23 protein-coding genes are annotated in these 22,434 nt (G+C 68.6%); 12 read left to right on the top strand and 11 right to left on the bottom strand.

Annotation, left to right across the window (positions count from 1 at the left end; translation table 11 throughout):
- Nucleotides 1-46: 46 nt before the first annotated feature.
- Complete coding sequence (locus tag ABD655_RS00380) at nucleotides 47-805, bottom strand: hypothetical protein (protein WP_344710508.1); 759 nt, start codon at nucleotides 803-805, stop codon at nucleotides 47-49.
- A gap of 132 nt (nucleotides 806-937) precedes the next feature.
- Here ABD655_RS00380 and ABD655_RS00375 point away from each other — a divergent pair, with 132 nt between their 5' ends.
- From ABD655_RS00375 to ABD655_RS00350, 6 genes are all read left to right on the top strand, one after another.
- The gene (locus ABD655_RS00375; protein WP_344710505.1) at nucleotides 938-1,372 is read left to right on the top strand and encodes a hypothetical protein; all 435 of its coding nucleotides are present in this window, start codon (nucleotides 938-940) and stop codon (nucleotides 1,370-1,372) included.
- Nucleotides 1,372-1,605, top strand: coding sequence for a helix-turn-helix transcriptional regulator (locus tag ABD655_RS00370; RefSeq protein WP_344710503.1), 234 nt, complete (start codon nucleotides 1,372-1,374; stop codon nucleotides 1,603-1,605). Before ABD655_RS00375 ends, ABD655_RS00370 begins: the two co-directional genes overlap by 1 nt.
- Before the next feature lie 203 nt (nucleotides 1,606-1,808).
- Nucleotides 1,809-2,702, top strand: a complete 894-nt coding sequence (gene ddaH / locus ABD655_RS00365) for a dimethylargininase (protein ID WP_344710501.1) — start codon at nucleotides 1,809-1,811, stop codon at nucleotides 2,700-2,702.
- Entirely contained in the window at nucleotides 2,699-3,922 is a 1,224-nt protein-coding gene (rocD, locus tag ABD655_RS00360; RefSeq protein ID WP_344710499.1) for an ornithine--oxo-acid transaminase, read from the top strand. The genes ddaH and rocD overlap by 4 nt, the downstream gene beginning before the upstream one ends.
- A gap of 51 nt (nucleotides 3,923-3,973) precedes the next feature.
- Entirely contained in the window at nucleotides 3,974-4,771 is a 798-nt protein-coding gene (locus tag ABD655_RS00355) for an IclR family transcriptional regulator (protein ID WP_344710497.1), read from the top strand.
- Nucleotides 4,772-4,831: 60 nt separating this feature from the next.
- Nucleotides 4,832-6,271 carry an aldehyde dehydrogenase gene (locus tag ABD655_RS00350; protein ID WP_344710495.1) on the top strand — a complete coding sequence of 480 codons (1,440 nt, stop codon included), beginning with the start codon at nucleotides 4,832-4,834 and terminating at the stop codon, nucleotides 6,269-6,271.
- Between the two features lie 64 nt (nucleotides 6,272-6,335).
- Here the strand turns inward: ABD655_RS00350 and ABD655_RS00345 are convergent, their stop codons facing one another.
- The 5 genes from ABD655_RS00345 to ABD655_RS00325 are packed head-to-tail and all read right to left on the bottom strand — an operon-like array spanning nucleotide 6,336 to nucleotide 10,807.
- A complete protein-coding gene (locus ABD655_RS00345; RefSeq protein ID WP_344710493.1) occupies nucleotides 6,336-7,313 on the bottom strand; it encodes an aldo/keto reductase in 978 nt (325 codons plus the stop codon).
- Between the two features lie 51 nt (nucleotides 7,314-7,364).
- A complete protein-coding gene (locus tag ABD655_RS00340) occupies nucleotides 7,365-8,222 on the bottom strand; it encodes an ABC transporter ATP-binding protein (protein ID WP_344710490.1) in 858 nt (285 codons plus the stop codon).
- Nucleotides 8,212-8,988: an ABC transporter permease gene (locus ABD655_RS00335; RefSeq protein WP_344710488.1), complete on the bottom strand. Its 777-nt coding sequence runs from the start codon at nucleotides 8,986-8,988 to the stop codon at nucleotides 8,212-8,214. The genes ABD655_RS00340 and ABD655_RS00335 overlap by 11 nt, the downstream gene beginning before the upstream one ends.
- Nucleotides 8,985-9,812, bottom strand: coding sequence for an ABC transporter permease (locus ABD655_RS00330; protein ID WP_344710486.1), 828 nt, complete (start codon nucleotides 9,810-9,812; stop codon nucleotides 8,985-8,987). The genes ABD655_RS00335 and ABD655_RS00330 overlap by 4 nt, the downstream gene beginning before the upstream one ends.
- Nucleotides 9,809-10,807 (bottom strand): ABC transporter substrate-binding protein, encoded by a 999-nt coding sequence (locus ABD655_RS00325; RefSeq protein ID WP_344710483.1) that lies wholly within the window; start codon nucleotides 10,805-10,807, stop codon nucleotides 9,809-9,811. The genes ABD655_RS00330 and ABD655_RS00325 overlap by 4 nt, the downstream gene beginning before the upstream one ends.
- A 207-nt stretch (nucleotides 10,808-11,014) precedes the next feature.
- Between ABD655_RS00325 and ABD655_RS00320 the strand changes: the two genes are divergently transcribed.
- On the top strand, nucleotides 11,015-12,142 hold the full coding sequence (locus ABD655_RS00320; RefSeq protein ID WP_344710481.1) for an NDMA-dependent alcohol dehydrogenase: 1,128 nt from the start codon (nucleotides 11,015-11,017) through the stop codon (nucleotides 12,140-12,142).
- Nucleotides 12,143-12,166: 24 nt separating this feature from the next.
- Here ABD655_RS00320 and ABD655_RS00315 read toward each other — a convergent pair whose 3' ends face one another.
- The 5 genes from ABD655_RS00315 to ABD655_RS00295 all read right to left on the bottom strand — a co-directional run bounded on the left by ABD655_RS00315 (nucleotide 12,167) and on the right by ABD655_RS00295 (nucleotide 17,605).
- Nucleotides 12,167-13,345: an acyl-CoA dehydrogenase family protein gene (locus ABD655_RS00315; RefSeq protein WP_344710478.1), complete on the bottom strand. Its 1,179-nt coding sequence runs from the start codon at nucleotides 13,343-13,345 to the stop codon at nucleotides 12,167-12,169.
- Nucleotides 13,342-14,988, bottom strand: a complete 1,647-nt coding sequence (locus ABD655_RS00310; RefSeq protein WP_344710476.1) for an AMP-binding protein — start codon at nucleotides 14,986-14,988, stop codon at nucleotides 13,342-13,344. The genes ABD655_RS00315 and ABD655_RS00310 overlap by 4 nt, the downstream gene beginning before the upstream one ends.
- The gene (locus tag ABD655_RS00305; RefSeq protein WP_344710474.1) at nucleotides 14,985-15,902 is read right to left on the bottom strand and encodes an SDR family NAD(P)-dependent oxidoreductase; all 918 of its coding nucleotides are present in this window, start codon (nucleotides 15,900-15,902) and stop codon (nucleotides 14,985-14,987) included. Before ABD655_RS00305 ends, ABD655_RS00310 begins: the two co-directional genes overlap by 4 nt.
- On the bottom strand, nucleotides 15,899-16,363 hold the full coding sequence (locus ABD655_RS00300) for a MaoC family dehydratase (RefSeq protein ID WP_344710472.1): 465 nt from the start codon (nucleotides 16,361-16,363) through the stop codon (nucleotides 15,899-15,901). The genes ABD655_RS00305 and ABD655_RS00300 overlap by 4 nt, the downstream gene beginning before the upstream one ends.
- A gap of 105 nt (nucleotides 16,364-16,468) precedes the next feature.
- Entirely contained in the window at nucleotides 16,469-17,605 is a 1,137-nt protein-coding gene (locus tag ABD655_RS00295; RefSeq protein ID WP_344710470.1) for a zinc-binding dehydrogenase, read from the bottom strand.
- Nucleotides 17,606-17,768: 163 nt separating this feature from the next.
- Here ABD655_RS00295 and ABD655_RS00290 point away from each other — a divergent pair, with 163 nt between their 5' ends.
- The 5 genes from ABD655_RS00290 (at nucleotide 17,769) to ABD655_RS00270 (ending at nucleotide 22,387) form a co-directional block, all read left to right on the top strand.
- Nucleotides 17,769-18,308 (top strand): UGSC family (seleno)protein, encoded by a 540-nt coding sequence (locus tag ABD655_RS00290; RefSeq protein WP_344710468.1) that lies wholly within the window; start codon nucleotides 17,769-17,771, stop codon nucleotides 18,306-18,308.
- Nucleotides 18,309-18,310: 2 nt separating this feature from the next.
- Nucleotides 18,311-19,426, top strand: coding sequence for a hypothetical protein (locus tag ABD655_RS00285; protein WP_344710466.1), 1,116 nt, complete (start codon nucleotides 18,311-18,313; stop codon nucleotides 19,424-19,426).
- Nucleotides 19,427-19,481: 55 nt separating this feature from the next.
- Complete coding sequence (locus ABD655_RS00280) at nucleotides 19,482-20,765, top strand: aconitase X (protein WP_344710464.1); 1,284 nt, start codon at nucleotides 19,482-19,484, stop codon at nucleotides 20,763-20,765.
- Complete coding sequence (locus tag ABD655_RS00275) at nucleotides 20,762-21,196, top strand: aconitase X swivel domain-containing protein (protein ID WP_344710462.1); 435 nt, start codon at nucleotides 20,762-20,764, stop codon at nucleotides 21,194-21,196. Before ABD655_RS00280 ends, ABD655_RS00275 begins: the two co-directional genes overlap by 4 nt.
- 93 nt (nucleotides 21,197-21,289) lie before the next feature.
- The gene (locus ABD655_RS00270) at nucleotides 21,290-22,387 is read left to right on the top strand and encodes an ABC transporter substrate-binding protein (protein ID WP_344710460.1); all 1,098 of its coding nucleotides are present in this window, start codon (nucleotides 21,290-21,292) and stop codon (nucleotides 22,385-22,387) included.
- Nucleotides 22,388-22,434 lie beyond the last annotated feature (47 nt).

Genomic DNA, 22,434 nt, shown 5'->3' with positions numbered 1-22,434 from the left:
GCGCCGTCGAGTATCGGGCCTGGACGTCGCGTCTTTTGCTGGGGGATCAGCGACCCCGGCCACCGGCGCTCTGCGTCGGTCGGCCGGGGGCCGCATCCTCATCCGATGCGGGCAGGGTGAACCCGTCCACCAGACCGAGGATCGCGATGCCGAACAGGGTCCACCGCCCGCTGGGCACCTCGGCGTCCTGCGGGATGTCGTACCGGGGGTGATCGAGCCCCTCGGCCGATCGAATGGCGAACCCCTCGCCCAGCGCTGCCATCGCCTCGGTGAAGTCGATGATCGTCAGCGGTGACCGCATCCGCCGCCCGTAGCGGTGCAGCAGGGCCGCGTAGAACTCGGTGAATGCCGCCACCGAGGCGCGATGCCGTTCCGCGCTCGCCACCCGCAGCTCCGGCCAGGCGCCGGCGGCCGTGCGCAAGGCCAGGGCGGTGATGAACGCGTGCGAGTCGCGCGACTCCGGCTCGAGATGGAACTTCGATGCGTAGGTGACGTGATCCAGTGCCGCGGCCCGCACGACGTCGTGCATCGAGCCGTCCGAGGCGAGCACGTCCTGAATCGCCTCCGTCGCGCTGGCGACGGGGGGCGCGAACCGAACCCCGACCATCTCCACGGCGAGATCCCGGTGGAACTCGGTCTGATCCGTCCAGATCCGGTACGCGGCCCCCGTCGTGAGACCCACCGAGCGCAGTACCTCCTGGAGGCGGATGTGCTGTACACCCGCGGTCACCCCGCGCTCCAGCAGCATCTGGATGGCGGCCTCGAGGATCAGGCGGCGAGTGTCTTCAGCGGTCCGGCGCGTCATGCCTCCAGCCTGTCAGGCGCTGACCGGGCTGCACGTCGCTGAACACGCCCGAATGAGTAAAGAATATTTGACATCTATCCGTCGCCCGCGATACCGTCTCAATGTCAAATATTCCAGACATGGGGGTGGATCATGGTCTACGAGGAACGCAACACCTGGACGAGTCTGATCGTCAGCGCGATCGGTACCGCGATCTACGTGATCGTCATCCTCCAGCAGGCCGGGGACGGACCGCTCACCGACGTGGTCTGGTGGCCGATCATGCTCTGGACCATCGGCGGAAGCATCGTCGTCACCATCGTGCTCAGCATCCTGTGGGGGATCTTCGCGGGCATGGGCGATCCCGAAGGCGTCGGCGCCTCGGACGTCCGCGATCGCGACATCTCGCGGATGGGAAGTCGGGTCGGGCAGAGCTTCTTGCTGATCGCCGGACTCGGCGTGCTCGTGCTGTGCGCCTTCGAAGCCGACTGGTTCTGGATTGCGAACACGATGTACTTCGGGTTCGCCCTGGCGGCGATCGTCGGCAGCGTGGCGCGCGTCATCGCCTACCGTCGCGGGATCGCCTGATGGTCAAGCCCACGAAGGTCACCAACTCCATCCGCGTGCTCCGCGAAGCCGCCGGGCTCACCCAGGTCGAGCTCGCGCGGCGCATCGGCGTCACCCGCCAGACCCTGATCGCCATCGAGCAGGGACGCTATTCGCCCACCCTCGAGCTCGCGTTCCAGATCGCCCTGGTCTTCGGCGTGGGCCTGGATGACGTCTTCCAATACCCCCCGGCCGAACACGCACAGACGGACTGAGGGCGGATGCTGTCGCCGGCGTCGCCGGCATGCCGTCGCAACCGGGCACATCCATCGGGGATCCTGGCCTCGCGCATGCGAGAATGGGTGGCGGCGTGCTCGAGTCGCACCCTTCCACCCCGCGCGGATCCTGCGCGAACGCAGCGGGTCGGAGGGCCGCCGGGCCCCTGGACAGCGTCCGCCGTCCCTGCCTGAGGAGCAGAATGTCCACGCAGAACACGGCGCCCGCCGCCCACGCGCTCAGCGCCTCCACCCGCATGCAGCACCATCGCCGCTACCTGATGTGCCGGCCGGAGCACTTCACGGTCAGCTACACGATCAACCCCTGGATGGTGCCGGCCAACCCCACCGACACCGCGGTGGCGGTGCGCCAATGGCAGACGCTGTACGACACCTACCTCGCACTCGGTCACGAGGTGGAGCTCATCGACCCCGTCGAGGGGCTGCCGGACATGGTCTACACGGCCAACGGCGGGTTCGTGATCGACGGTGTCGCGTACGGTCCGAAGTTCCGCTTTCAGGAGCGTGCCGGTGAGGCCGGACCGTTCATCGACTGGTTCCGCGCCTACGGGTTCGACACGCGCGTCCCCGTCGAGGTCAACGAGGGCGAGGGCGACTTCCTGCTCGTCGGCGACACCATCCTCGCCGGCACCGGCTTCCGCTCCACGGGCGACAGCCATCGTGAGGTCGGCGAGGTCTTCGGCCGCGAGGTCATCTCGCTGAGCCTCACCGACCCGCGGTTCTACCACCTCGACACCGCGCTCACCGTGCTCGATCCGGTGGAAGGCGTGGCCGACGGCGGACCGGAGCGCGCGAACATCGCCTACCTGCCCGCCGCGTTCGACGCGCGCAGCCAGGCGATTCTGGCCGAGCGCTATCCCGACGCCATCCACGTGTCCGACGAGGACGGCGCGGTCTTCGGGCTCAACTCCGCCAGCGACGGCCGCAACGTCCTCATCTCCCCTCGGGCCAAGGGCTTCGAGCGGCAGCTGCGCGACCGCGGGTACAACCCGGTACTGATCGATCTCTCCGAACTCCTGCTCGGCGGCGGCGGCATCAAGTGCTGCACCCTGGAACTTCGCGGAGCGACATCATGACCGTCCCGGTGGTCCTGGATGCGGCGACCTCGGCGATCATCACCGCCGAAGCGGAGCACGTCGCACACAACTATCACCCGCTGCCGGTCGTCATCGCGCGCGGTGAGGGCGCCTGGGTGACCGATGTGGAGGGCAAGCGCTACCTCGACCTGCTGTCGGCGTACTCCGCACTGAACTTCGGGCACCGGCATCCGGCGATCCTGGCCGCCGCCCAGGAGCAGCTGGCCCGCCTGACGCTGACGAGCCGGGCGTACCACAACGACCAGCTCGGAGTCTTCGCGGCCGCGCTCGCCGAGATGTGCGGCAAGGACCTCGTCCTGCCCATGAACACCGGCGCCGAGGCCGTCGAGACGGGCATCAAGGTCGCCCGGGCGTGGGGCTACCGCGTCAAGGGGATCGCCCCCGACCGCGCGACGGTCATCGTCGCGGGCGGCAACTTCCATGGCCGCACGACCACGATCGTGGGCTTCAGCGACGATCCTCAGGCCCGGGACGACTTCGGTCCCTATGCGGCGGGATTCCGCACCGTGCCGTTCGGGGATGCCGCGGCGCTGGAGGCTGCGATCGACGAGAACACCGCGGCCGTGCTGCTCGAGCCGATCCAGGGCGAGGCCGGTGTCGTGATTCCGCCGGAGGGCTACCTGCGCGCGGTGCGCGAGATCACCCAGCGCCACAACGTGCTGTTCATCGCCGATGAGATCCAGTCCGGACTCGGTCGCGTGGGCGAGACGTTCGCGTGCGATCGCGAAGGTGTCGTGCCGGACGTGTATCTGCTGGGCAAGGCGCTGGGCGGCGGGATCCTGCCGCTGTCCGCCGTGGTGGGCGACCGCGACGTCCTCGGCGTGATCCGCCCCGGTGAGCACGGTTCCACGTTCGGCGGCAACCCGCTGGCCTCGGCGGTGGGCACCCGGGTCGTCGAGATGCTCGCCACCGGCGAGTTCCAGCGTCGCGCGGCCGCGCTCGGTGAGCACCTCCAGGTCAAACTCGCAGAGCTCGTCGGCTCCGGCGTCACGGCGGTGCGCGTGGTCGGGCTGTGGGCGGGCATCGATATCGACCCCGCCGTCGGCACCGGCCGCGAGGTCGCGGAGCGGATGATCGCTCGAGGCGTTCTGGTCAAGGACACGCACGGCCAGACCATCCGCATCGCGCCCCCGTTGGTGGTCCGTTCCACCGAGCTGGACTGGGCCGTCGAGCAGCTGCGCCTCGTGCTCGCGGGCTGAGGCCGGCTGCTCCGGCGCGGGCGGGCGCGTCGCCGGGACGATAATGGAACCGTGACAGCGGAGCAGCAGGCGGACCAGGATGAAGGCGGTCCGTCGCGCTCGGTGATCGATCGCGCGTTCGCGATTCTCGGGACCTTCCAGGGCGGCCGCATCCGACAGTCCCTCTCGGACATCAGCCGGCGGACCGGCCTGCCGATCGCGACCTGCTACCGGATCGTCCAGCGCCTCACCGAGTGGGGCGCGTTGGAGCGGGACGGCGAGAGCAAGTACCGAGTCGGCCTTCGCCTGTGGGAGGTCGCCTCGCTCGCGCCGCGTGCGGTCGGGCTGCAGCGGTTGGCGCGACCGTACATCCAGGACCTCTACGAGACGACCGGCTACGCATCGCACCTCGCGATCCGCGAGGGTCTCGAGCTGGTCTCGATCGAACGCTTCCAGAGTCCTCGCCGCCCCACGCGACGGCCGCTCGTGGGCGGGCGCTATCCGATGCACGCCACGGCCATCGGTCAGGTGCTGCTGGCTCACGCTCCCGAGGAGGTGCAGGAGCAGGTGCTCTCGGGCGACCTCGAGCCGTACACGTCGCGCACCTACACGGATCGCGCCGTGCTGGAGCGGGTGCTCGCCGACATCGTGCGCACCGGCTACGCGGTCAGTGACCGGCAGATCGACAACGTCCACATCGGTGTGGCCGCCCCGGTGCGCGGTGCGGACGGAATGGTGATCGCCGCCGTCTCGCTCGCGCTGACCGAGAAGGATGCCGACGGCAAGAACATGATCCACCTGGTTCGCCTCACCGCCGCCTCCATCTCTCGAGCGCTGGATGCCGCGGGCTTCGACGGATCGAACAGCTGAGCTCCGGCATCCATTCGAGATATACCTATGGGTATAGCCATCGATGCTAGGCTCTCGCCCATGACGTCAATGGCGGTGTCGCGGGATCGAATCTTTGTCGGTGGCGAGTGGGTCAGCCCCTCTACGAGCGCCCAGGTGGTCGTGGAAAGTCCGGTGGACTACAGCGAAGTCGGCCGCGCGCCCGACGGGTCGGCGGAGGATGTCGACCGCGCGGTCCGCGCCGCCCGCGAGGCCTTCGACCACGGTCCATGGCCGCAGTTGAGCTCGGCGGAGCGCGCCGACTGGATGGATCGCCTCGCCGATGAGCTCGAGCGGCGCGGGGCGGAGACCTCCGCGCTGATCACCGCCGAGATCGGCCAGCCCGTCGCGCTCTCGCGCCCGTGGGGCGGCATCCGCCCGGTCAGTCACCTGCGCTATTACGCGAAGGTCGCGCGCGAGACGGATGTCGAGGAGGTCCGCGCGAACGTGAGTCGCCCCGGCACCTCCATCGTCCGGCGCGAGCCGCTCGGCGTCGCCGCGCTCATCGTCCCCTGGAACCACCCCCAGGCATCCACCACGCTCAAGCTCGCCCCGGCGCTCGCGGCCGGGTGCACGGTCGTGATCAAGCCCGCCGCCGAGACTCCTCTCGACATCTTCAACCTCGCCGACGCCAGCCTCGCCATCGGGATGCCGCCCGGCGTGATCAACATCGTCCCCGGCGGCCGTGAGACCGGCCAGGCGCTGGTGGCGCACCCGGGAGTGGACAAGGTGGCGTTCACCGGGTCATCCGAAGCCGGCCGCCAGATCGCCTCGGTCGCGGGACGCCGTCTCGTCCCGGTCACGCTCGAGCTCGGCGGCAAGTCCGCCGCCATCGTGCTCGAATCGGCCGATCTGGATGCGACCTTCCAGAGCCTGCGCAACGCCGCTTTCGACAACACCGGGCAGACGTGCGCCCTCATGGCTCGCGTGCTCGCGCCGCACAGCCTGTACGACACCGTCCGCGACCGCCTGGTGGACCTGGCCCGCGACCTTCGGGTCGGCGATCCGCTCGATGAGTCGACCGAGCTCGGCCCGCTCGTGTCGCGGCGCATCTACGACCGCGTGACCGGCATGGTGGAGGCGGCCCGGACAGCGGGCGCAACCATCCTGGCCGGGGACACCACGCTGCCGGACGAGGGCTACTACGTCGCGCCGACGATCGTCACGGGTGCGGCCCTGGACAGCCAGATCGCGCAGGAAGAGGTCTTCGGACCGGTGATCACCCTGCTCGCCTACGACGACGTCGATGATGCCGTCCGCATCGCCAGCGATTCGCGGTACGGACTCGCCGGCGCCGTGTACGGCGACCCCGATGCGGTGCTCGACGTGGCACGGCGCATCCGCACCGGCTCGATCGGGCTGAACGGATACCGTCCCGACCTCAACCAGCCGTACGGCGGCTACAAGGACTCCGGTCTCGGCCGGGAGTTCGGCCCCGAGGCGGTCGGCAATTTCCAGGAGATCAAGTCCATCTGGCGGTGACGGGTTCGCGCGTCCCGCGACGGGGTCACCCGGCCTCGGCCGGCGACCCCGCCTGAACTGAGCCTCAGAAGCCTTCGGGCCTGCGGGGTCGGTAGGGCGCCTCGAGCCGCTGCACCTCGTCGGCCGTGAGCTCGATCTCCAGCGCGGCGATCGCATCGTGCAGGTGGCTGGGCTTGGTGGCGCCGATGATCGGGGCAGAGACCGCGGGCTTGGCGAAGTGCCACGCGAGGGCGATCTGCGCCCGGGACGCCTGACGTTCGTCCGCGATCGCACCCACCGCTGCCGCGATCGCCCGGTCGGACTCCTCGTCCTGGAGGTAGAGGCGCGAGCCGGTCTCATCGAGATCGAGGCGGGGGCTGGGCGCACCGTGATCGCGCGTGAGGCGACCACGCGCGAGCGGGCTCCAGGGAATGACGCCCACGCCTTGGTCCAGACAGAACGGGTGCATCTCCCGCTCCTCCTCGCGCATGAGCAGGTTGTACTGGTCCTGCATGGAGACGAAGCGGGTCCAGCCGTTCAGGTCGGCCGTGTACTGCATCTTCGCGAACTGCCAGGCGTGCATCGACGACGCGCCGATGGCGCGGACCTTGCCCGAGACCACCAGGCCGTGAAGGGCCTCCATCGTCTCCTCGACCGGGGTGCGGTGGTCAAGACGGTGGATCTGGTACAGGTCGATGTAGTCGGTGCCCAGGCGCCGCAGCGATGCCTCGACCTGCGTCTGGATCGCGCTCCGGGTCAGTCCCGCGTCATCCGGGCCAGGACCCATCGGCATCCCGAGCTTCGTCGCGATGATGACCTGATCGCGCGAGGTGAACTCTCGCAGGAGCTGCCCGGTGATCTCCTCGCTCGAACCCAGCGAGTACACGTTCGCGGTGTCGAAGACGGTGATGCCGGCCTCGACGGCGTCTCGGAAGAACGGGCGGGAGTCTTCCAGCCCCAGGGACCAGCCGTGAGCACCGCGTCCGGGCTCGCCGTAGCTCATGCAGCCCAGGATGATGCGGGAGATGCGCAGGTCGCTCGCGCCGAGCGTCGTGTACTTCATGGCGGGGAGGGGTTCCGTTCGGGTCGGCAGGTCGGGGAGGTGTCGACCCGGTCAGAGCGCGGGGGAGGAGGCCTTGAGCGTCCGGATTCCCTCGGTGTCGCCGGTGTACGTCTTGGCGAGCTGGATCTGCTCGTAGACGTGGTGGCGCAGCTCCACGAAGCGTGGATCCGAGCGGGTCTCGAGCTGATCGCGCTCCAGTGGCAGGTCGACGGTGAGGTCCTCGAGGATGACGGTCGGCGACGACGAGAGGATGATGACGCGCCCGCCGAGATAGACCGACTCGTCGATGTCGTGGGTGACGAACAAGACGGTCAGGCCGAGCTTCTTCCACACCGAGCGGATGAGGTCTTCCAGATCGGCGCGGGTCTGCGCGTCGACGGCCGCGAACGGCTCGTCCATGAGGAGGACCTCAGGTCGGTAGGCGACGGCGCGCGCGATCGCGACGCGCTGCTGCATGCCGCCCGACAGCTGCCACGGATAGGACTTGGGGACATGCGAGAGCCCGACCGCCTCGAGGGCTTCGCGCACCCGCTCCTGGCGCTCCGCCTTCGGTACGCCGGCCGCCTTGAGCGGCAGTTCCACGTTCTCGGCGACGCGCATCCACGGGTACAGCGACCGGCCGTACTCCTGGAACACCAGGGCCATGTTGCGTGGCGGGCCGTCGACGATCGTGCCGTCCAGCGTGACGGTTCCGGCCGTCGGCGCCATGAGGCCCGAGATGCACTTCAGCAGCGTCGTCTTGCCGGAGCCGGACGGCCCTACCAGGCAGACGAACTCGCCCTTGTGCAGGTCGAAGGTGAGGTCGCGCACGGCCTCGACCGCGCCGCCGGGTGTCGCATAGATCTTCTGCAGTCCGCGGACGGACAGCAATGCCCCGCCCGTCACGGGCGCCGGTGATTCACGACTCACGGGATTCCACCTCTCGTTGTCCGTAGTACCAGGCCAGCACCCTGCGGTCGACCAGGCGGAAAAGCACGGCGATCAGGATGCCGATCAGTCCGATGATGACGATGCCTGCCCACATGGGGCCCATCTGGAAGGTCTGCTTGAACAGCATGATGCGGTAGCCGAGGCCATCCAGCGCCGCGTACATCTCCGAGACGACCATCAGGATGATCGCGATCGGCAGCGCCAGACGGATGCCGGTCATGATCCGCGGCGTGGCCGCCGGCAGGACGAAGTACCGCAGCCGTGACCAGCCGCGCATTCCGTAGGTGCGTGTCGTGTCGGCCAGAACCGCGTCCACGGATCGGACGCCGTCGATCGTGTTCAGCAGGATCGGCCAGAGGCAACCGAGGAAGATCAGGAAGATCTTCGAGCGGTCGTCGATGCCGAGGATGAGCAGCAGCACCGGCAGCAGGACGGGAGGCGGCACGGCGCGGATGAACTCGAAGATCGGGCCGGTGAGCTTGCGGGCGAACCGGTTGGAGCCGATCAGCAGGCCCAGCAGGATGCCGACCACGATCGCACCGCCGAGGCCGACGCCGAGTCGGTAGATCGACGGCAGGACTTCCTCGCCCAGAAGCGGTCCCACCCAGACCGTGAACAGGTCGCTGATCAGCTGTCCGGGCTTGGGCACGAACGGGTTGGTCTCGTTCAGCGTTGCCAGCCACCACACCAGGACGATGAGGATCGGCAGGGCGAGCGCGGCGGAGGCGATCTTCACCGCTCTCATGCCACCACCTCCGCCCGCATCGACGGGTGCCAGGCGAGCACGGCGTTCTCCAGGGTTCGCAGGAGCAGGTTGATCACGAGACCCAGGACACCCGCGAGCAGGGCGATCGCGAACACGACGGTGACGTTGCCGGCGGACTGGTAGGTGGCGATCATCTTTCCGATGCCCGGTGCGCCGACGACGATCTCGATGGTGATCGCGACCACCAGTGCGATCGTGCCGGACAAGCGCACCCCCGTCATCAGGTACGGCAGGACGGTGGGCCATACGACGTAGCGTGCGCGATCGAGCGGTCCGAGTCCGTAGCTGCGGGCGGTCGCGTCCGCGACGGGATCGACATCGGTGACACCGGCGATGACGTGGATGAGGATCACCCAGAAGCAGGCCCAGACGATCACGAAGATCGTCGCCGAGGGGCGCACCCCGAAGATGACGATCGCGATCGGGATGAGGCCGACCGAGGGGATCGGTCGAAGGAACTCGATGGTCGAGTGGGTGTACTCGCGGATCCAGCGGCTGGAGCCGAGGATCACGCCGAGCACGACGCCCAGAACCAGGGAGAGCGCGAGCCCCACCGCCCACCCGAACATCGTCATGCCCAGCGCTTCCCAGAACTCGCCCCGCAGCTGTTCTCCGCCGACGACCTGGAAGACCTCGGCGAAGACTACGGAGAAGGGTGGGAGATAGTCCGGATTGACGATGCTCAGGCGGGACGCGAGTTCCCAGATGGCGATGAAGGCGAGCACGCCCACAGTGCCGAGGACCGGGGTCGACCAGCGGGTCCGGCTGAACGTCAGGCGGGGGCGCTCCTGTACCGCGGTCACGGCTCCCAGATGAGGGTGTCGAAGTCGACCGGCTTCTTGATGTACCCGAGTTCGAGCGACCAGTCCGCGATCGGCTGCAGGTTCTCCACGGTCAGGGGGAGCTTGCCGTACGAGCCGAGCCGGATGCGTGCGGCCAGTGCCGGATCGATCTTCGTGAACGCGGCGATGTTCTCGCGCAGCTCCTCGTCGTTATCCAGCGCGTACGCGTTCGCAGCGTCGATCGTCTCGGCGACCTTGGCGTAGTACTCGGGGTTCTTCTCGACCTCGGCGCGGATGGCGTACCAGACGCCCGCCACGACGGCGTGGTCCGAGAGCTCCACGAACGGGTTGGCGAGGGTCTTGAAGCCCTTGTCTTCGCGCCCGAGCGTGCCGAACGGCTCACCGGCGACGAAGGAGTCGATCGCGCCGCTCTCGAGCGCCGCCGGCTGGTCCGGGACACCCATCTGCACGTACTCGACCTTGCTGGGGTCGCCGCCGTCCGCCTTGATGGCGATGTCGGCGAGGAGCTGGGTGTAGCCGCCGGGGGCGTTGACGGCGACCTTCTTGCCTTCGAGATCCTTGGCGGACTTGAGCGGGCTGTCGGCCACGACCAGAAGGTCGTTGATGCCGTTCTCGGGATCGTCGGGGGTGGCGCTCGCGGCGGCGATGATCACGAGGTCGATGCCGTTCTCGACTGCCTGGAAGACGCCGGTGGTGCCGCCGTAGCCGATCTGCACCTGGCCGGACTGCATGGCCTGGATGATCTCGGCCGACGAGCCGGCCGGCTGGAGGGTCAGGTCGAAGCCGTTCTCCTCGAAGACGCCGTTCTGCTGCGCCATGTACACGGGGCCTATGTCGGTGACCGGGATGACGCCGGCCACGAGCGGCTGGATCTCGACGGGCGTGTCTGCGGCCGCGGTCTCAGTGGTTGCCGGTGCCGCTGAGCTGCACGCGGTCAGTGCGACCGCCGCGATCAGTCCGATTGCGCCGAGCAGGGGTCGGGTGAATTTTGCCATGACTGCCTCCGTTGCCAGTTTCACTGCGATCGTGACAGATCGAGTGACCGTTGTCTAGCATTTCGCGCCACAATGCGTACCGACGTACGCTGTGCGGTACAAATGCCTTGCCTTTCCGGGGCGGGCATACATAGGCTTACCCGCGCACCGCCGGTCCATCCGCTCGTCAGAGCGCTGCGGCCGGCACATCGTTTCAAAGGAGAGACCATGCCAACCAAGACTCGAGCTGCGATCATCCGCGAGCAGCCCGGCACGTTCGAGGTCGTCGACGTCGAGCTCGACGACCCGCGTCAGGGAGAGATCCTGGTGAAGATGGTCGTCAGCGGTCTCTGCCACTCCGACTACCACCTCGTCACCGGTGACAGCACCGCCGGCACACTCCCGATGGTCGCCGGCCATGAGGGCACCGGGATCGTCCAGGAGGTCGGTCCGAACACCCCAGGCTGGGAAGTCGGCGACAAGGTCGTGTTCTCGTTCATCGCCAGCTGCGGCAAGTGCCGCTGGTGCAACGAGGGAATGACGAACCTCTGCGACCTCGGCGCGTTCCTGATGCGGGGCAGCCGCTTCACGGACATCGACAGCTACCGCGTGTCGCTTCCGGACGGCACGCCGGTCAGCCAGATGTGCGGTCTCGGCACGTTCGCCGGCCACACCGTCGTGGATGTCAACTCCGCGGTGAAGCTCCCCTCCGATGCCCCGCTGGACAAGCTCTGGCTCCTGGGCTGCGGAGTCGGCACCGGCTGGGGATCGGCTGTCTACTCCGCCGAGACGCGCCCCGGGGACACGATCATCATCATGGGCGTCGGCGGTGTCGGCATCAACGCCGTCCAGGGCGCAAAGCACGCCGGGGCGACCGCGATCATCGCCGTCGACCCCGTCGAGTTCAAGCGTCAGAAGGCGCTCGAGGTGGGCGCGACGCATGCGTTCGCGACGATCGCCGAGGCCACCGAGTTCGCCCAGAGCATCACCAACGGACAGGGCGCCGACCGGGCGATCGTCACGGTGGGCGTGGTCTCGGGCCAGGACGTCGCGGACGCCTTCTACGCGATCCGCAAGGCCGGAACCGTGGTCGTGACCGGCATCGCTCCGGCGTCGGAGACCAGCATCCCGGTGCCGGTGCTGGACATCACCCGCTATCAGAAGCGCATCCAGGGCGCCATCTACGGCTCGAGCAACCCGCGGGCCGACATTCCTCGCCAGTACGCCATGTATCAGGCGGGTCAGCTCAAGCTCGACGAGCTCATCTCGGGGTTCTACTCCCTCGAGGACATCGAGCAGGGCTATATCGACCTCCTCGAGGGCCGCAACATCCGTGGCGGCATCCGCCACGACTGACCCGCGTCGGCACCGGGCTGAGCGTCAGCGCGTGAAGGCGCTCAGCCCTGTGATGGCCTTGCCTACGATCAGCGAGTTCACCTCGTGCGTGCCCTCGAACGTGTACAGCGCCTCGGCGTCTGCGAAGAACCGCGCCACGTCGTTCTCGACGCGGATCCCCTCGGCGCCGCAGATCTCCCGCGCGAGGGCTACCGTCTCGCGCGCTCGATCCGCCGACCACGTCTTGGCGAGCGCGGCGTGCTCATCGGCCATGGCGCCTCGTCGATGCAGCTCGGTCAAACGCACCGTCATCGCGAGCGTCGCCGTGGCGTTGCCCAGCATGCGGGTCAGCTTCTCCTGGATCAGCTGGAACCCGGCGATCGGACGCCCGAACTGCTCGCGTCGCAGCGCGTACGCCAACGCCGCCTCGTAGGCACCGGCCTGAAGGCCCGCGGCGTTCCAGCCGACGGCGTAGCGCAGCTTGGCGAGGATGGCGGAAAGGTCACGGAACGAATCGATCCGCTGCAGCCGCTCTGATTCGTCCACGCGCACGTCGTCGAGGACGATGTCCGCGTTGCGCACCATCCGCAGACTGATCTTGCCGGTGATGTCTGTCAGGCTCAGACCCGGCGAGTTCCGGGGGACCAGGAACGCCTTCGTGCGTCCGTCAGCGGCATCCCGCGCGACGACGACGATGATGTCGGACTGTGCGGCGTTGCCGATCCAGCGCTTATGGCCGCTGATGCGCCAGGTATCGCCTTCGCGTGTCGCCGTCGTCTCCATGCCTCCGGCCACGTCCGACCCGTGCAGCGGCTCGGTGAGGGCGAAGCACCCGGTCACTTCGAACGACGGGATCAGCGGGTCCAGCCGGGCCACCTGCTCGGGCGAACCGCCCTCGCGCACGACGGTGCGGAACATGCTGACCTGGCCCCCGTAGAGGGTGCCGATGGACATGTCGAAGCGGGCCAGCTCGAAGTGACGGAAGCCGACGTAGAACGGGCTCAGCCGGCCGTCGTCGTCGAGCAGACCCGGATCGTCCTCCAAGCGCAGCGCCGCGAGCTCTGCGCGCAGATGCACGGGGGACTCGGCCCGCTCCCACCAGTCGGCCAGGTGCGGCCGGGCCTGTTCCTCGAGCAGGTCCCGCAGCGACTGCAGTTTGGCCAGCTCGAGTTCGGACAGCAGCTCGCTGTAGCCGAACAGGTCCGTGGGCGGCGCGGCGGTCACTTCACGACCTCCGCATGCTCGGCCGGCTCCGCCCGTTCCGCCAGCTCGCGGGCGGCGTCCTGCTTGACCCGGGCCAGCTCCACCTTGCCCGTCGAGGAGCGCTCCAGCGACTCGCGGACGAAGACGTGGCGAGGCTTCTTGTAACCGGCCAGTCGCTGATCCAGGAACGCGAGCAGCTCGGGCACGTCGATGCGTGAGCCGGGCATCGGGGCGACCATGGCGCTGACGACCTCGCCGAACCGGCGATCCGGCATCCCGAACACGATGACGTCGTCGACGCCCTCGTGCTCCAGGAGTGCGTCCTCGACCTCGGCGGGGAACACCTTCTCGCCGCCGGTGTTGACGACGGCGGCGAGCCGGCCGAGCAGGTCCACCGACCCGTCGCCGCGCGCGCGTGCCCAGTCACCCGGCATGACGTAGCGATGCCCGCGGATGGTCGGGAAGGTCTTCTCGGTCTTCTCGGGATCCTGGTAGTAGCCCTTGGGCAGGATGCCTCGGAAGGCGAGGATGCCGAGGGCGCCGGCATCCGCCTGGATCTCATTCAGATCCTCGTCCAGCAGCACCGTGCCGGGGGTGATCATGAGCTTCGCCGGCAGGTCGTCCGCGTTGCGGGTGATGCCGAACGCGTAGGGCCCGCCCTCGCTCGAGGCGAGCATGTCGACGATGGCGATGTCGCCGAGCGCGTGCAGGCGTCGCTTGACGTCGTCGCTGAAGCGCATGCCCGAGCTCACGATGGAGTTGACGCCGGAGAGGGCGACCTCGAGTCGCTCCGCAGCCTCGACGAAGGGGAGCGCCAGGGCATCGCCGGCGACGATCAGCCGCGTGACGTCGTAATAGATCGTCAGCCGCAGCGCCTCTTCGATGTCCATCCGCGGTGCGGCGTGCAGCACCACCGTGCCGCCGAGTGCGAGTGTGCCCATGGTCGTGGACTGCGCCGTGCCGTGCAGCAGCGGAGTGAGGGGCAGCGTGACCACGCGTGGCGTCGCCGGGTCGACGGCGATCTGGATCGCCTCGTCGAGATCGGTGGGCGGAGTCACCCCGATCAGACCCCACGTCGACTGCTGTCGCGCCACCAGGAGGGTGTCCAGATCCCACACCACGGCCTTCGGCATGCCCGTCGTGCCTCCGGTGTAGAGGCGCAGCTCGGCTCCGCGCGGAGCCTGCGGGGGGAGTGTGCCCCCCGCGGCGACGATGTCTTCGTAGCGGGTCGCGCCGGCGATCGGGCCGCCGCCGTGCAGAGCGCTGTCATCGACGGCGATGAGCTCGACCGCCGGCTCGATGCCTGCCACGGCCTCGCGGGCGAGGTCCGCGAGCGAGGTCGGGACCAGCAGGACGCGCAGGTCGGAATCCAGGACGAGATCCCGCACCTCGCCGGCGCGGTAGCGGTAGTTGATCGCCACGGGGGCGACGCCGATCGCCAGGCACGCCCACGTGAAGCTGAGGTACTCGGGACGGTTGTAGAGGAGCATGCCGGCCGCGTCGCCGACCGAGAGGCCGCGCGCGGAGAGGTGACGCGCCAGCGCGCCCGCCTCGGCTGCGAGGCGGCCCCACGTCACCTGCTCCTGGCGGGTGATGATGGCGATGCGTTCCGGGTCGGCCTGGGCGATCCCCTGCCAGAGATCGCTGTAGTGGGGTGCGGTCACTTGTCGCCTCCATCGCGAACGGGTGGTCCTGAACGGGGTGCCTGGGCGGCGAACCGAGCGCGCCATGCGGTGTCGATCGTGTCGGCGCTCCACCCGCCGTCCGCATACTCGGCATCCTGCTCCGCGGGATGCGAGTAGAGAGTGAGCTTGTCGCCGCCGATGCCGATCGCCTGGCCGGTGACATCACCGGATGCGGCCGAGGCCAGCCAGACGATCAGCGGGGCGACGTCCTCGGGGGTGCCGAGGGCGTTGTCGTGGCGGAACTTCTGCGGGATCGGCTCTCCGGCCATGTAGCGCTCGTACAGCTCGGTGTAGGCGGGGATCGTGGCCGTCATCGGGGAGAGGGCCGTCGGGATCACCGCGTTGGCGGTGATGCCGGCACGGGCCAGCTCGAGCGACCAGGTGCGCGCCATGGCGACGATGCCCGCCTTCACGGCGGCGTAGTTGGTCTGGCCGAAGCTGCCGAACTGCCCCGCCGGCGATCCGACGAGGATCAGGCGCCCGCCCTCGCCCTGTTCCCGAAGACGCGTGGCGACAGCGCGGCCGCAGGTGAAGGTCCCACGGAGGTGGCTGGAGACGACAGCGTCGAACTCGTCGTCGGACATCTTCCACAGCACCCGGTCACGGAGCACCCCGGCGTTTGCGACGAGGACATCGACCCGTCCGAACTGGTCGACGGCATCCGCCACGAGCTGCTCCGCCGTCTCGGCCGGACCGACCGCGCCGATCGAGGCGAAGGCGCGGCCGCCGCGGGAAGCGATCTCGGCGACGGTCTCCGCCGCGCTGGGTGCATCGACGTCGTTCACGATGACACTCGCCCCCGCGTCGGCGAGGGCGATGGCGTAGGCGCGGCCGAGGCTGCGTCCTGCGCCGGTGACGATCGCCGACTGGCCGTCGAGCCTGATGGCGCTCATCGGTAGTGCCTCAGGATGAGCTCCGCGTAGACGGCGGGCTTGGTCGCGCCCTCGACCTCGAAGGTCAGGGCCAGCTCCACCTGCCAGCCACCGGAGATCTCGGTCACGTTCGCGACCTCTCCTCGCACGCGGATGCGGGCGCCGGTGGGCACGGCATTCGGGAAGCGGATCTTGTTGAAGCCGTACACGATTCCGGTGGAGGTGCCACTCACCCGGTAGATCTCGCGCAGGTGCGGCACCACCATGCTCAGCGTGAGCATGCCGTGCGCGATGCGCCCACCGTACGGAGACTTCGCCGCGGCCTCGGCATCGACGTGGATCGGGTTGTCGTCGCCGGAGAGCTGCGCGTAGACGTCGATGTCCTCTTGCGGGATCTCCCGCCACGTCGAAGGTCCGAACGTCGCGCCGACGATGCCGCCGACCTCGTCGATCGTCACGAACACGTGGGGTGATTCCGTCATGCCGACTCCTTTGGTGCGTCCTGCTGGATGATCTGGGATAAGTGAATGTCAGGTTACCTGAGAATATTTACGAGACTCGTGAGATGCGGGCGGGATGCCGCGTTCTCAGTTGCGCGCGCCCATCGTGATGATCGCACGGCCGGTGATCTCTCCCCGGGAGAGCGCCTGATAGGCGGCATCGGCCTCGGCCAGGTCGTAGCGTCGCGTCACGAGCGCGCCGACATCGAAGCCCCCGGACGCGGCCAGCGCGGCGACCTCGGGCAGATCGGTGCGGGTGCGCCCGCCGAACGACCCGACGATGTGATACCCCCGCCGCACCAGCGGCGTGATCTCCACCTCGGCGGCGGCCGTTCCGGCTCCGATGCCGATGGCCACCATGCGGCCCCCGTCATCCAGCATGCCGACCGCTTGCCGGAATGTGGCGGGGTGGCCGAGCGCCTCGAATGCCACACGCACGCCGCCCACCATCTCGCGCACCGCGGCGACGGGGTCGACCTCGGCCGCGTTCACGACATGCGTGGCGCCGAGCTCGCGAGCGCGGGCGAGCTTGGCATCGGCGACGTCGATCGCGACGATCGTGGTGGCCCCCGCGCTCAGCGCCATCGGAATCAGGCTCGACCCGATTCCGCCCACGCCGACGATGGCCACCGAATCGCCCGGCGACACCTCGCCTGCCCGGAAGACCGCGCCGTACGAGGTGAGACCGGAGCAGCCCAGGATGCAGGCGGATTCCGGGTCGAGGCCATCGGGGATCGCCGTCAGCGCGGACAGCGGCACCACCGCGTACTCGGCCAGGCCGCCCATCGAGTACATGGCCAGGAACGAGCCGTCCGGCATCGCGAGCCGGCTCTCGCCGTCGTAGAGCGTTCCCCGCAGCCGGTTCTGGGCGAAGAATTCCAGGCACAGGTCGTCGCGTCCGCGACGGCACTGGTCGCAGTTCTCGCACGGCATGATGAAGCCCGCGGCGACCAGATCGCCGACCGCGAGACCACGCGTGTCGGTGGTCTCCGCGCCCAGCGCCACGATCCGGCCGCTGATCTCATGACCGAGCACCGCGGGACGCGGGAAGGCGACCTCGCCCTTGAGCACGTGCAGATCCGTGTGGCACACACCGCACGCGATGACCTCCAGCAGCGCCTCGCCGGCGCGCGGAGTCGGTGTGGCGATCTCGGTGATCTCCAGGTGCGGCTGGTCTCCGACGAGGATCGCGGCCCGCATCGTTGCAGGGAGGGCTGTGGGCACGGTGTGGATCCTCGAATCTCTGGGGGGACGACACTTCGAATCCTGTCGTGTCGACACCGGTTGCGGCACGAGTCTTTTCGTTTAGTGAAAGCGAGGGTGGGGATGCCGCATGGCCGGGTGCCATATTGATCCGACGTTGAACCGATGAAAGAGGAGTGTCGCGATGGCAACCCAGGAGCTGCTGCTCGACCCGACGGGGATGGAGGACGGCGCGCAGAACAGCACGCTGTCGCCCCGACCGGTGAGCCTGCGAGGACTGACGATCGGTCTCCTCGACAACACGAAGCCGAACGCGACGATGTTGTTGAACGAGATCGCGCGGGAACTGCAGGACCACCACGAGGCCGGCGAGTCACGCCTGTACACGAAGGACTACTTCGGCACCCCGCTGAGCCAGGAGCTGCTCGAGCAGATCGCCGGCGAGTGCGACGTGGTCATCACGGCCGTGGGCGACTGCGGCTCGTGCAGCGCGGCGACTGTCGCCGACGGCATCCTGCTGGAGCGCGCCGGCGTGCCCACCGTCAGCATCACCTCGGACTCGTTCCTGATGTCCGGTGCGGCGATGGCGGCGGTGCAGGGGTTCCCCGGATTCGATTTCTACGCGGTCAAGCACCCGATGGCGAGCTTGACCGCCGACGAGGTGCGCGAACGCGCGCTGACCGCGCTGCCGGACGTGCTGCGCATTCTTGGAGTTGAGGGTTGATGATGAGCACGACAGCACTGGATCAGGTAGCGGCACCCGAGGTCGACGCCGATCGGATCCGCGAGGCGATGGAGTACTACTGGGCCAAGGAATGGACCGACGGCCTGCCGGTGGTTCCGGTGACCGAGTCCTACCTGAACCAGTTCCTCGCGGTCGTCGACCGCGATCCGGAAGAGGTGCTCTTCACGATCACCCACCTGAACCGCCACCTCACGGTCCGCCTCGCCGCGATCAACGCGGCCCTGGCCGGATGCCTGCCCGAGTACTTCCCCGTCGTGCTGGCGGCCTGGGAGGCCATCGCCAAGGAACCGCACCCGGCTCGCGGCATCTGGCAGAGCACCACCGGCACCGCCCCGTTCCTCGTGGTGAACGGTCCCATCCGCAACGAGATCGACCTGAACAGCCAGGGCAACATCTTCGGCTCCGGCTTCCGCGCGAATGCCACCATCGGTCGCGCGATCCGGCTCGGCTGCATCAACGTGTTCGGTCTGCACCCGCACAAGCTGGATCAGGCCACGCAGGGCACCCCGGCGAAGTACTCGGCGTGCATCGCCGAGAACGAGGAAGAGAGCCCCTGGCCTGCGCTGCACACGGAGTACGGCTTCGACGCATCCGACAGCGTGGTCACGGCATACGTGATCCGCTCGGTGATGCACATCGAAGCGCGGCACACGATGGAGCCCGAGCAGCTCGCCCTCGACTTCGTCGACAGCATCTGCCGCACCGGCGCCCTGATCCACGAGTACACCAGCGCGCTCCTTGTGATCGTGCCGGAGCACGCACAGGTCTTCGCGTCGGCGGGCTGGAGCAAGGACGACCTGCGCGACTACGTGTTCGAGCACGCCGTGCGGCGTCGCTCCGAGCTGGTGGCCGTCGGCAAGGACGCACTCTCGCACAAGACCCGCTGGCGCCTGTCGTCGGAGCACCCGGACTCGATGCCCGACACCGCGAGCACGACGACGGATGAGCCGGATGTGGTCCGCGTGCTGAGCCACCGCAGCTCGATCCAGATCATGGTCGCGGGCGCAAACAACGCGGGTGTCTCGGCGGTCGTGGAGATCTTCACCCTCAACCCGCCGCGCGAGAATCCGTTCTCGTACAGCCAGATCGGCGCATAGCACCCTCCGCAGTACAGGGCGGGCGGCGGGTTTCCGCCGCCCGCGAGAGGAACAGATGAGACTCACTGACGAGGAACGCATCATGCGCGACGGCGCGGAGGGCGAAGCGGTCGCCGCGGCGATGGACCTGCTCATCCGCTACGGCGAGGCCCTCGGCGCCGAGCGCCTCGTGGACACGCGCAACGTCGCGGGAACGATGACCCAGCCGTCGCCGGCGAAGGCCAAACTCGAGAGAGAGGGCGGCTGGGCCCGCGCGTACGCGGTCATCAATCTGGACTGCGACCGGGAAATCGAGATCCCGCGCATGAAGGTGCCGACATGTCAGCTGCAGCACGGCTTCTCCGAGGACGCCGCGGGCCTCACGGCGTACCCGGCGACGTCCATCGAGCTGCAGGGCAGCGCCGAGAACTACTTCAGCGAGCGCGGCGTCAACATTCTCGCAACCTGCACCCCGTACCAGGTCGGCAACCTGCCCGTTCGCAACGAGCATGTGGCGTGGATGGAGTCCTCCGCCGTCGTCTACGCCAACTCGGTGCTCGGCGCCCGGACCAACTGCGAAGGCTCGGCCTCGACCGGGGCGGCCGGTCTCACCGGCAAGATCCCGTACTGGGGCAACCATGTTCCCGAGAACCGCCTGGCGACCCACGTCGTGCGCGCCGACGTCGCCGTCGACAACTTTCAGGAGTGGGGGATGTTCGGATACTTCGTCGGCGAGACCGTCGAAGAAGCCCGCCCCGCCGTGATCGGATCGCTGGCACAGCCGGACCTCGCCGACCTCAAGCACTTCGGCGCGGCAACGGCCACGTCCGGCGGGGTCGAGCTCTTCCACATGCCGGGCGTCACCCCTGAGGCGCCGACGATCGAGGCGGCCTTCGGCGGATTGCACATCCCCGAGCCGGTCGCCTACGGGCCGCGAGAGCGGCAGTGGGTCTACGACACCCTCAACGCCCAGGGCACGAGCACCGACGTCGACTTCGTCCTCCTCGGCTGCCCGCACGCGTCGCTGGATCAGGTCGCCCGGATCGCGCAGCTGCTGGAGGGTCGGCGCCTCCACGCCGACACCGAGCTGTGGGTCATGACCCCTCGCGCGCTGCGCACGATGGCCGACCGCAACGGCTACACGCGGATCATCACGCAGGCGGGCGGCCACGTCCTGACCGACTCGTGCCCCGCCATGTCGAAGGCGGCGCCTCCGGGAACGCGCGTGTTCGCCACCGACTCCGCCAAGCAGGCGCACTACCTGCCGGCCATCCTCGGCATCGAAGCGTGGTTCGGGACGCTCGACGAGTGCATCGACGCGGCCGTCACCGGCCGCTGGCGCGGGGGGCTGCGCCCATGATCGAGCTGCGCGGACGCGGCATCGTGCCGGGAGTGGTCGAGGCCGAGGCCCTGGTCACCCACGACGCGATCTCGGGCTTCGGCGGCATCGACGTCGCGACCGGAACGGTGATCGAGCCGCGGCACGAGCTGTTCGGCGTCTGCTTCACCGGCAAGGTACTGGTCTTCCCGGGCGCCAAGGGTTCATCGGGATGGTCCGGATTCTTCCAGAGCACCCGCCTCATGGGCACCGCCCCGGCGGCGATGGTGTTCCGCGTGATCACGACCAAGGCAGTACTCGGTGCTATCGTCACGCGGGTGCCGACTGTCGTGGAGGCATCCCCCGACCCCCTCGAGACCATCCGCACCGGCGACTTCGTGCGCGTCGACGGCGATACCGGACTGATCACCATCCTCGACCGAGACAGGCACGATGCGGGTTTCACTCAGTGAAAGGAGTGCTGGAGCCCGAGTAAGGAAGTAGGCAGACTCGACCCCGCCGCCCGCGAAGCCGCGGGCGTGTGGAACCCGACACAGGAGTCAGGCATGATCACAGCAGTGACACAGCGCACCACACGATCCCCGAAGCGCCGGATCGCAAAGATCGCAGCCACGCTCGCCGCCGGAGCGCTCGCGCTCTCCGGATGCGCGAGTTCCGCCCCCGAGCCCGGAGGAACCGAAGCGGCTCCCGAGGCCAAGCTGACGAAGATGGTGGTCGTCACCTTCCTTCCGCTGGAGTCCTTCACCTTCACGCCCGAGATGTTCGCCTACGCCGGCGGCTACTTCGAGAAGCACGGCCTGGACGTTCAGCTGCAGCCGGTGCAGGGCACCGCCGCCGCGATCCAGACCCTGTTGGGCGGCGCGACCCCGATCACCCGGGCGAGCACGGTCGACGTCTTCCCCGCCATGGAGAAGGGCCAGCCCATCATGGCGATCGGCACGATGGCCTACAAGTCGAACCTCCGGGTCGCCTCCGCGGAGAGCAACCCGATCGAATCGGCTGCCGACATGGAGGGCGAGGTCATCGGCATGGGCTCGATCGGCGGAACGAGCGAGAAGATGCTCAATCTCGCTCTCGACGCCTCTGATGTCCCGCGCGACTCGGTGACGCGCCAGGCCGTCCCGGTCACGGGCGCGACGTTCGAGCTGGTGAAGCAGGAGCAGCTGGCCGGCTACATCGTGAGCCTGGACACGTCGATCGCCCTGGCCGAGCAGAACCCCGACGCGGTCATCAGCTCCGCCGACCTGGGCGATGCACCCGACCTGCAGACCTGGATCACGACGCAGGCCAACCTCGACAACCCCGACCGGGTCAAGGAGATCCAGGCGTTCCTGTCCGCCATCCGAGAGGCGACCCAGTTCGTCATCGACGACGCGGAGAACGACTTCGAGAACGTCCTGCAGATCATGCGCGACAGCGGCGACTTCGCCTTCGCGGCGCTCGACGACGACGACGTGGCTCAGCAGGCCCTCGATGTGTACACCAGCCAGACCTGGGTGGACGCCGAGGGTGAGAACGACCTGCTGGAGAACGACCTCGATGCCTGGACCGCCGCATACGAGACGTACGCCAAGTCCGGTCTGCTCGAGGGTGGTCAGGATCCGCTCAAGTGGATCACCAACGACTACCTGCCGGCTGACTGATCGCACTCCGTCCGTGCCCGCTCCACCCGCCTCGCGGGTGGAGCGGG

This window comes from Microbacterium terregens (genome assembly GCF_039534975.1).
Taxonomy (GTDB): Bacteria; Actinomycetota; Actinomycetes; order Actinomycetales; family Microbacteriaceae; genus Microbacterium; species Microbacterium terregens.
Note: the sequence above shows the minus strand (reverse complement) of the source record. Positions and strands in the feature narration are given on the sequence as shown.

Bases quoted from the DNA above. Each gene is read 5' to 3' on its own strand.
- ABD655_RS00380 (WP_344710508.1), bottom strand. From the start codon at position 805: ATGACGCGCCGGACCGCTGAAGACACTCGCCGCCTGATCCTCGAGGCC.
- ABD655_RS00375 (WP_344710505.1), top strand. From the start codon at position 938: ATGGTCTACGAGGAACGCAACACCTGGACGAGTCTGATCGTCAGCGCG.
- ABD655_RS00370 (WP_344710503.1), top strand. From the start codon at position 1,372: ATGGTCAAGCCCACGAAGGTCACCAACTCCATCCGCGTGCTCCGCGAA.
- ddaH (WP_344710501.1), top strand. From the start codon at position 1,809: ATGTCCACGCAGAACACGGCGCCCGCCGCCCACGCGCTCAGCGCCTCC.
- rocD (WP_344710499.1), top strand. From the start codon at position 2,699: ATGACCGTCCCGGTGGTCCTGGATGCGGCGACCTCGGCGATCATCACC.
- ABD655_RS00350 (WP_344710495.1), top strand. From the start codon at position 4,832: ATGACGTCAATGGCGGTGTCGCGGGATCGAATCTTTGTCGGTGGCGAG.
- ABD655_RS00345 (WP_344710493.1), bottom strand. From the start codon at position 7,313: ATGAAGTACACGACGCTCGGCGCGAGCGACCTGCGCATCTCCCGCATC.
- ABD655_RS00335 (WP_344710488.1), bottom strand. From the start codon at position 8,988: ATGAGAGCGGTGAAGATCGCCTCCGCCGCGCTCGCCCTGCCGATCCTC.
- ABD655_RS00325 (WP_344710483.1), bottom strand. From the start codon at position 10,807: ATGGCAAAATTCACCCGACCCCTGCTCGGCGCAATCGGACTGATCGCG.
- ABD655_RS00320 (WP_344710481.1), top strand. From the start codon at position 11,015: ATGCCAACCAAGACTCGAGCTGCGATCATCCGCGAGCAGCCCGGCACG.
- ABD655_RS00305 (WP_344710474.1), bottom strand. From the start codon at position 15,902: ATGAGCGCCATCAGGCTCGACGGCCAGTCGGCGATCGTCACCGGCGCA.
- ABD655_RS00300 (WP_344710472.1), bottom strand. From the start codon at position 16,363: ATGACGGAATCACCCCACGTGTTCGTGACGATCGACGAGGTCGGCGGC.
- ABD655_RS00290 (WP_344710468.1), top strand. From the start codon at position 17,769: ATGGCAACCCAGGAGCTGCTGCTCGACCCGACGGGGATGGAGGACGGC.
- ABD655_RS00285 (WP_344710466.1), top strand. From the start codon at position 18,311: ATGAGCACGACAGCACTGGATCAGGTAGCGGCACCCGAGGTCGACGCC.
- ABD655_RS00280 (WP_344710464.1), top strand. From the start codon at position 19,482: ATGAGACTCACTGACGAGGAACGCATCATGCGCGACGGCGCGGAGGGC.
- ABD655_RS00275 (WP_344710462.1), top strand. From the start codon at position 20,762: ATGATCGAGCTGCGCGGACGCGGCATCGTGCCGGGAGTGGTCGAGGCC.
- ABD655_RS00270 (WP_344710460.1), top strand. From the start codon at position 21,290: ATGATCACAGCAGTGACACAGCGCACCACACGATCCCCGAAGCGCCGG.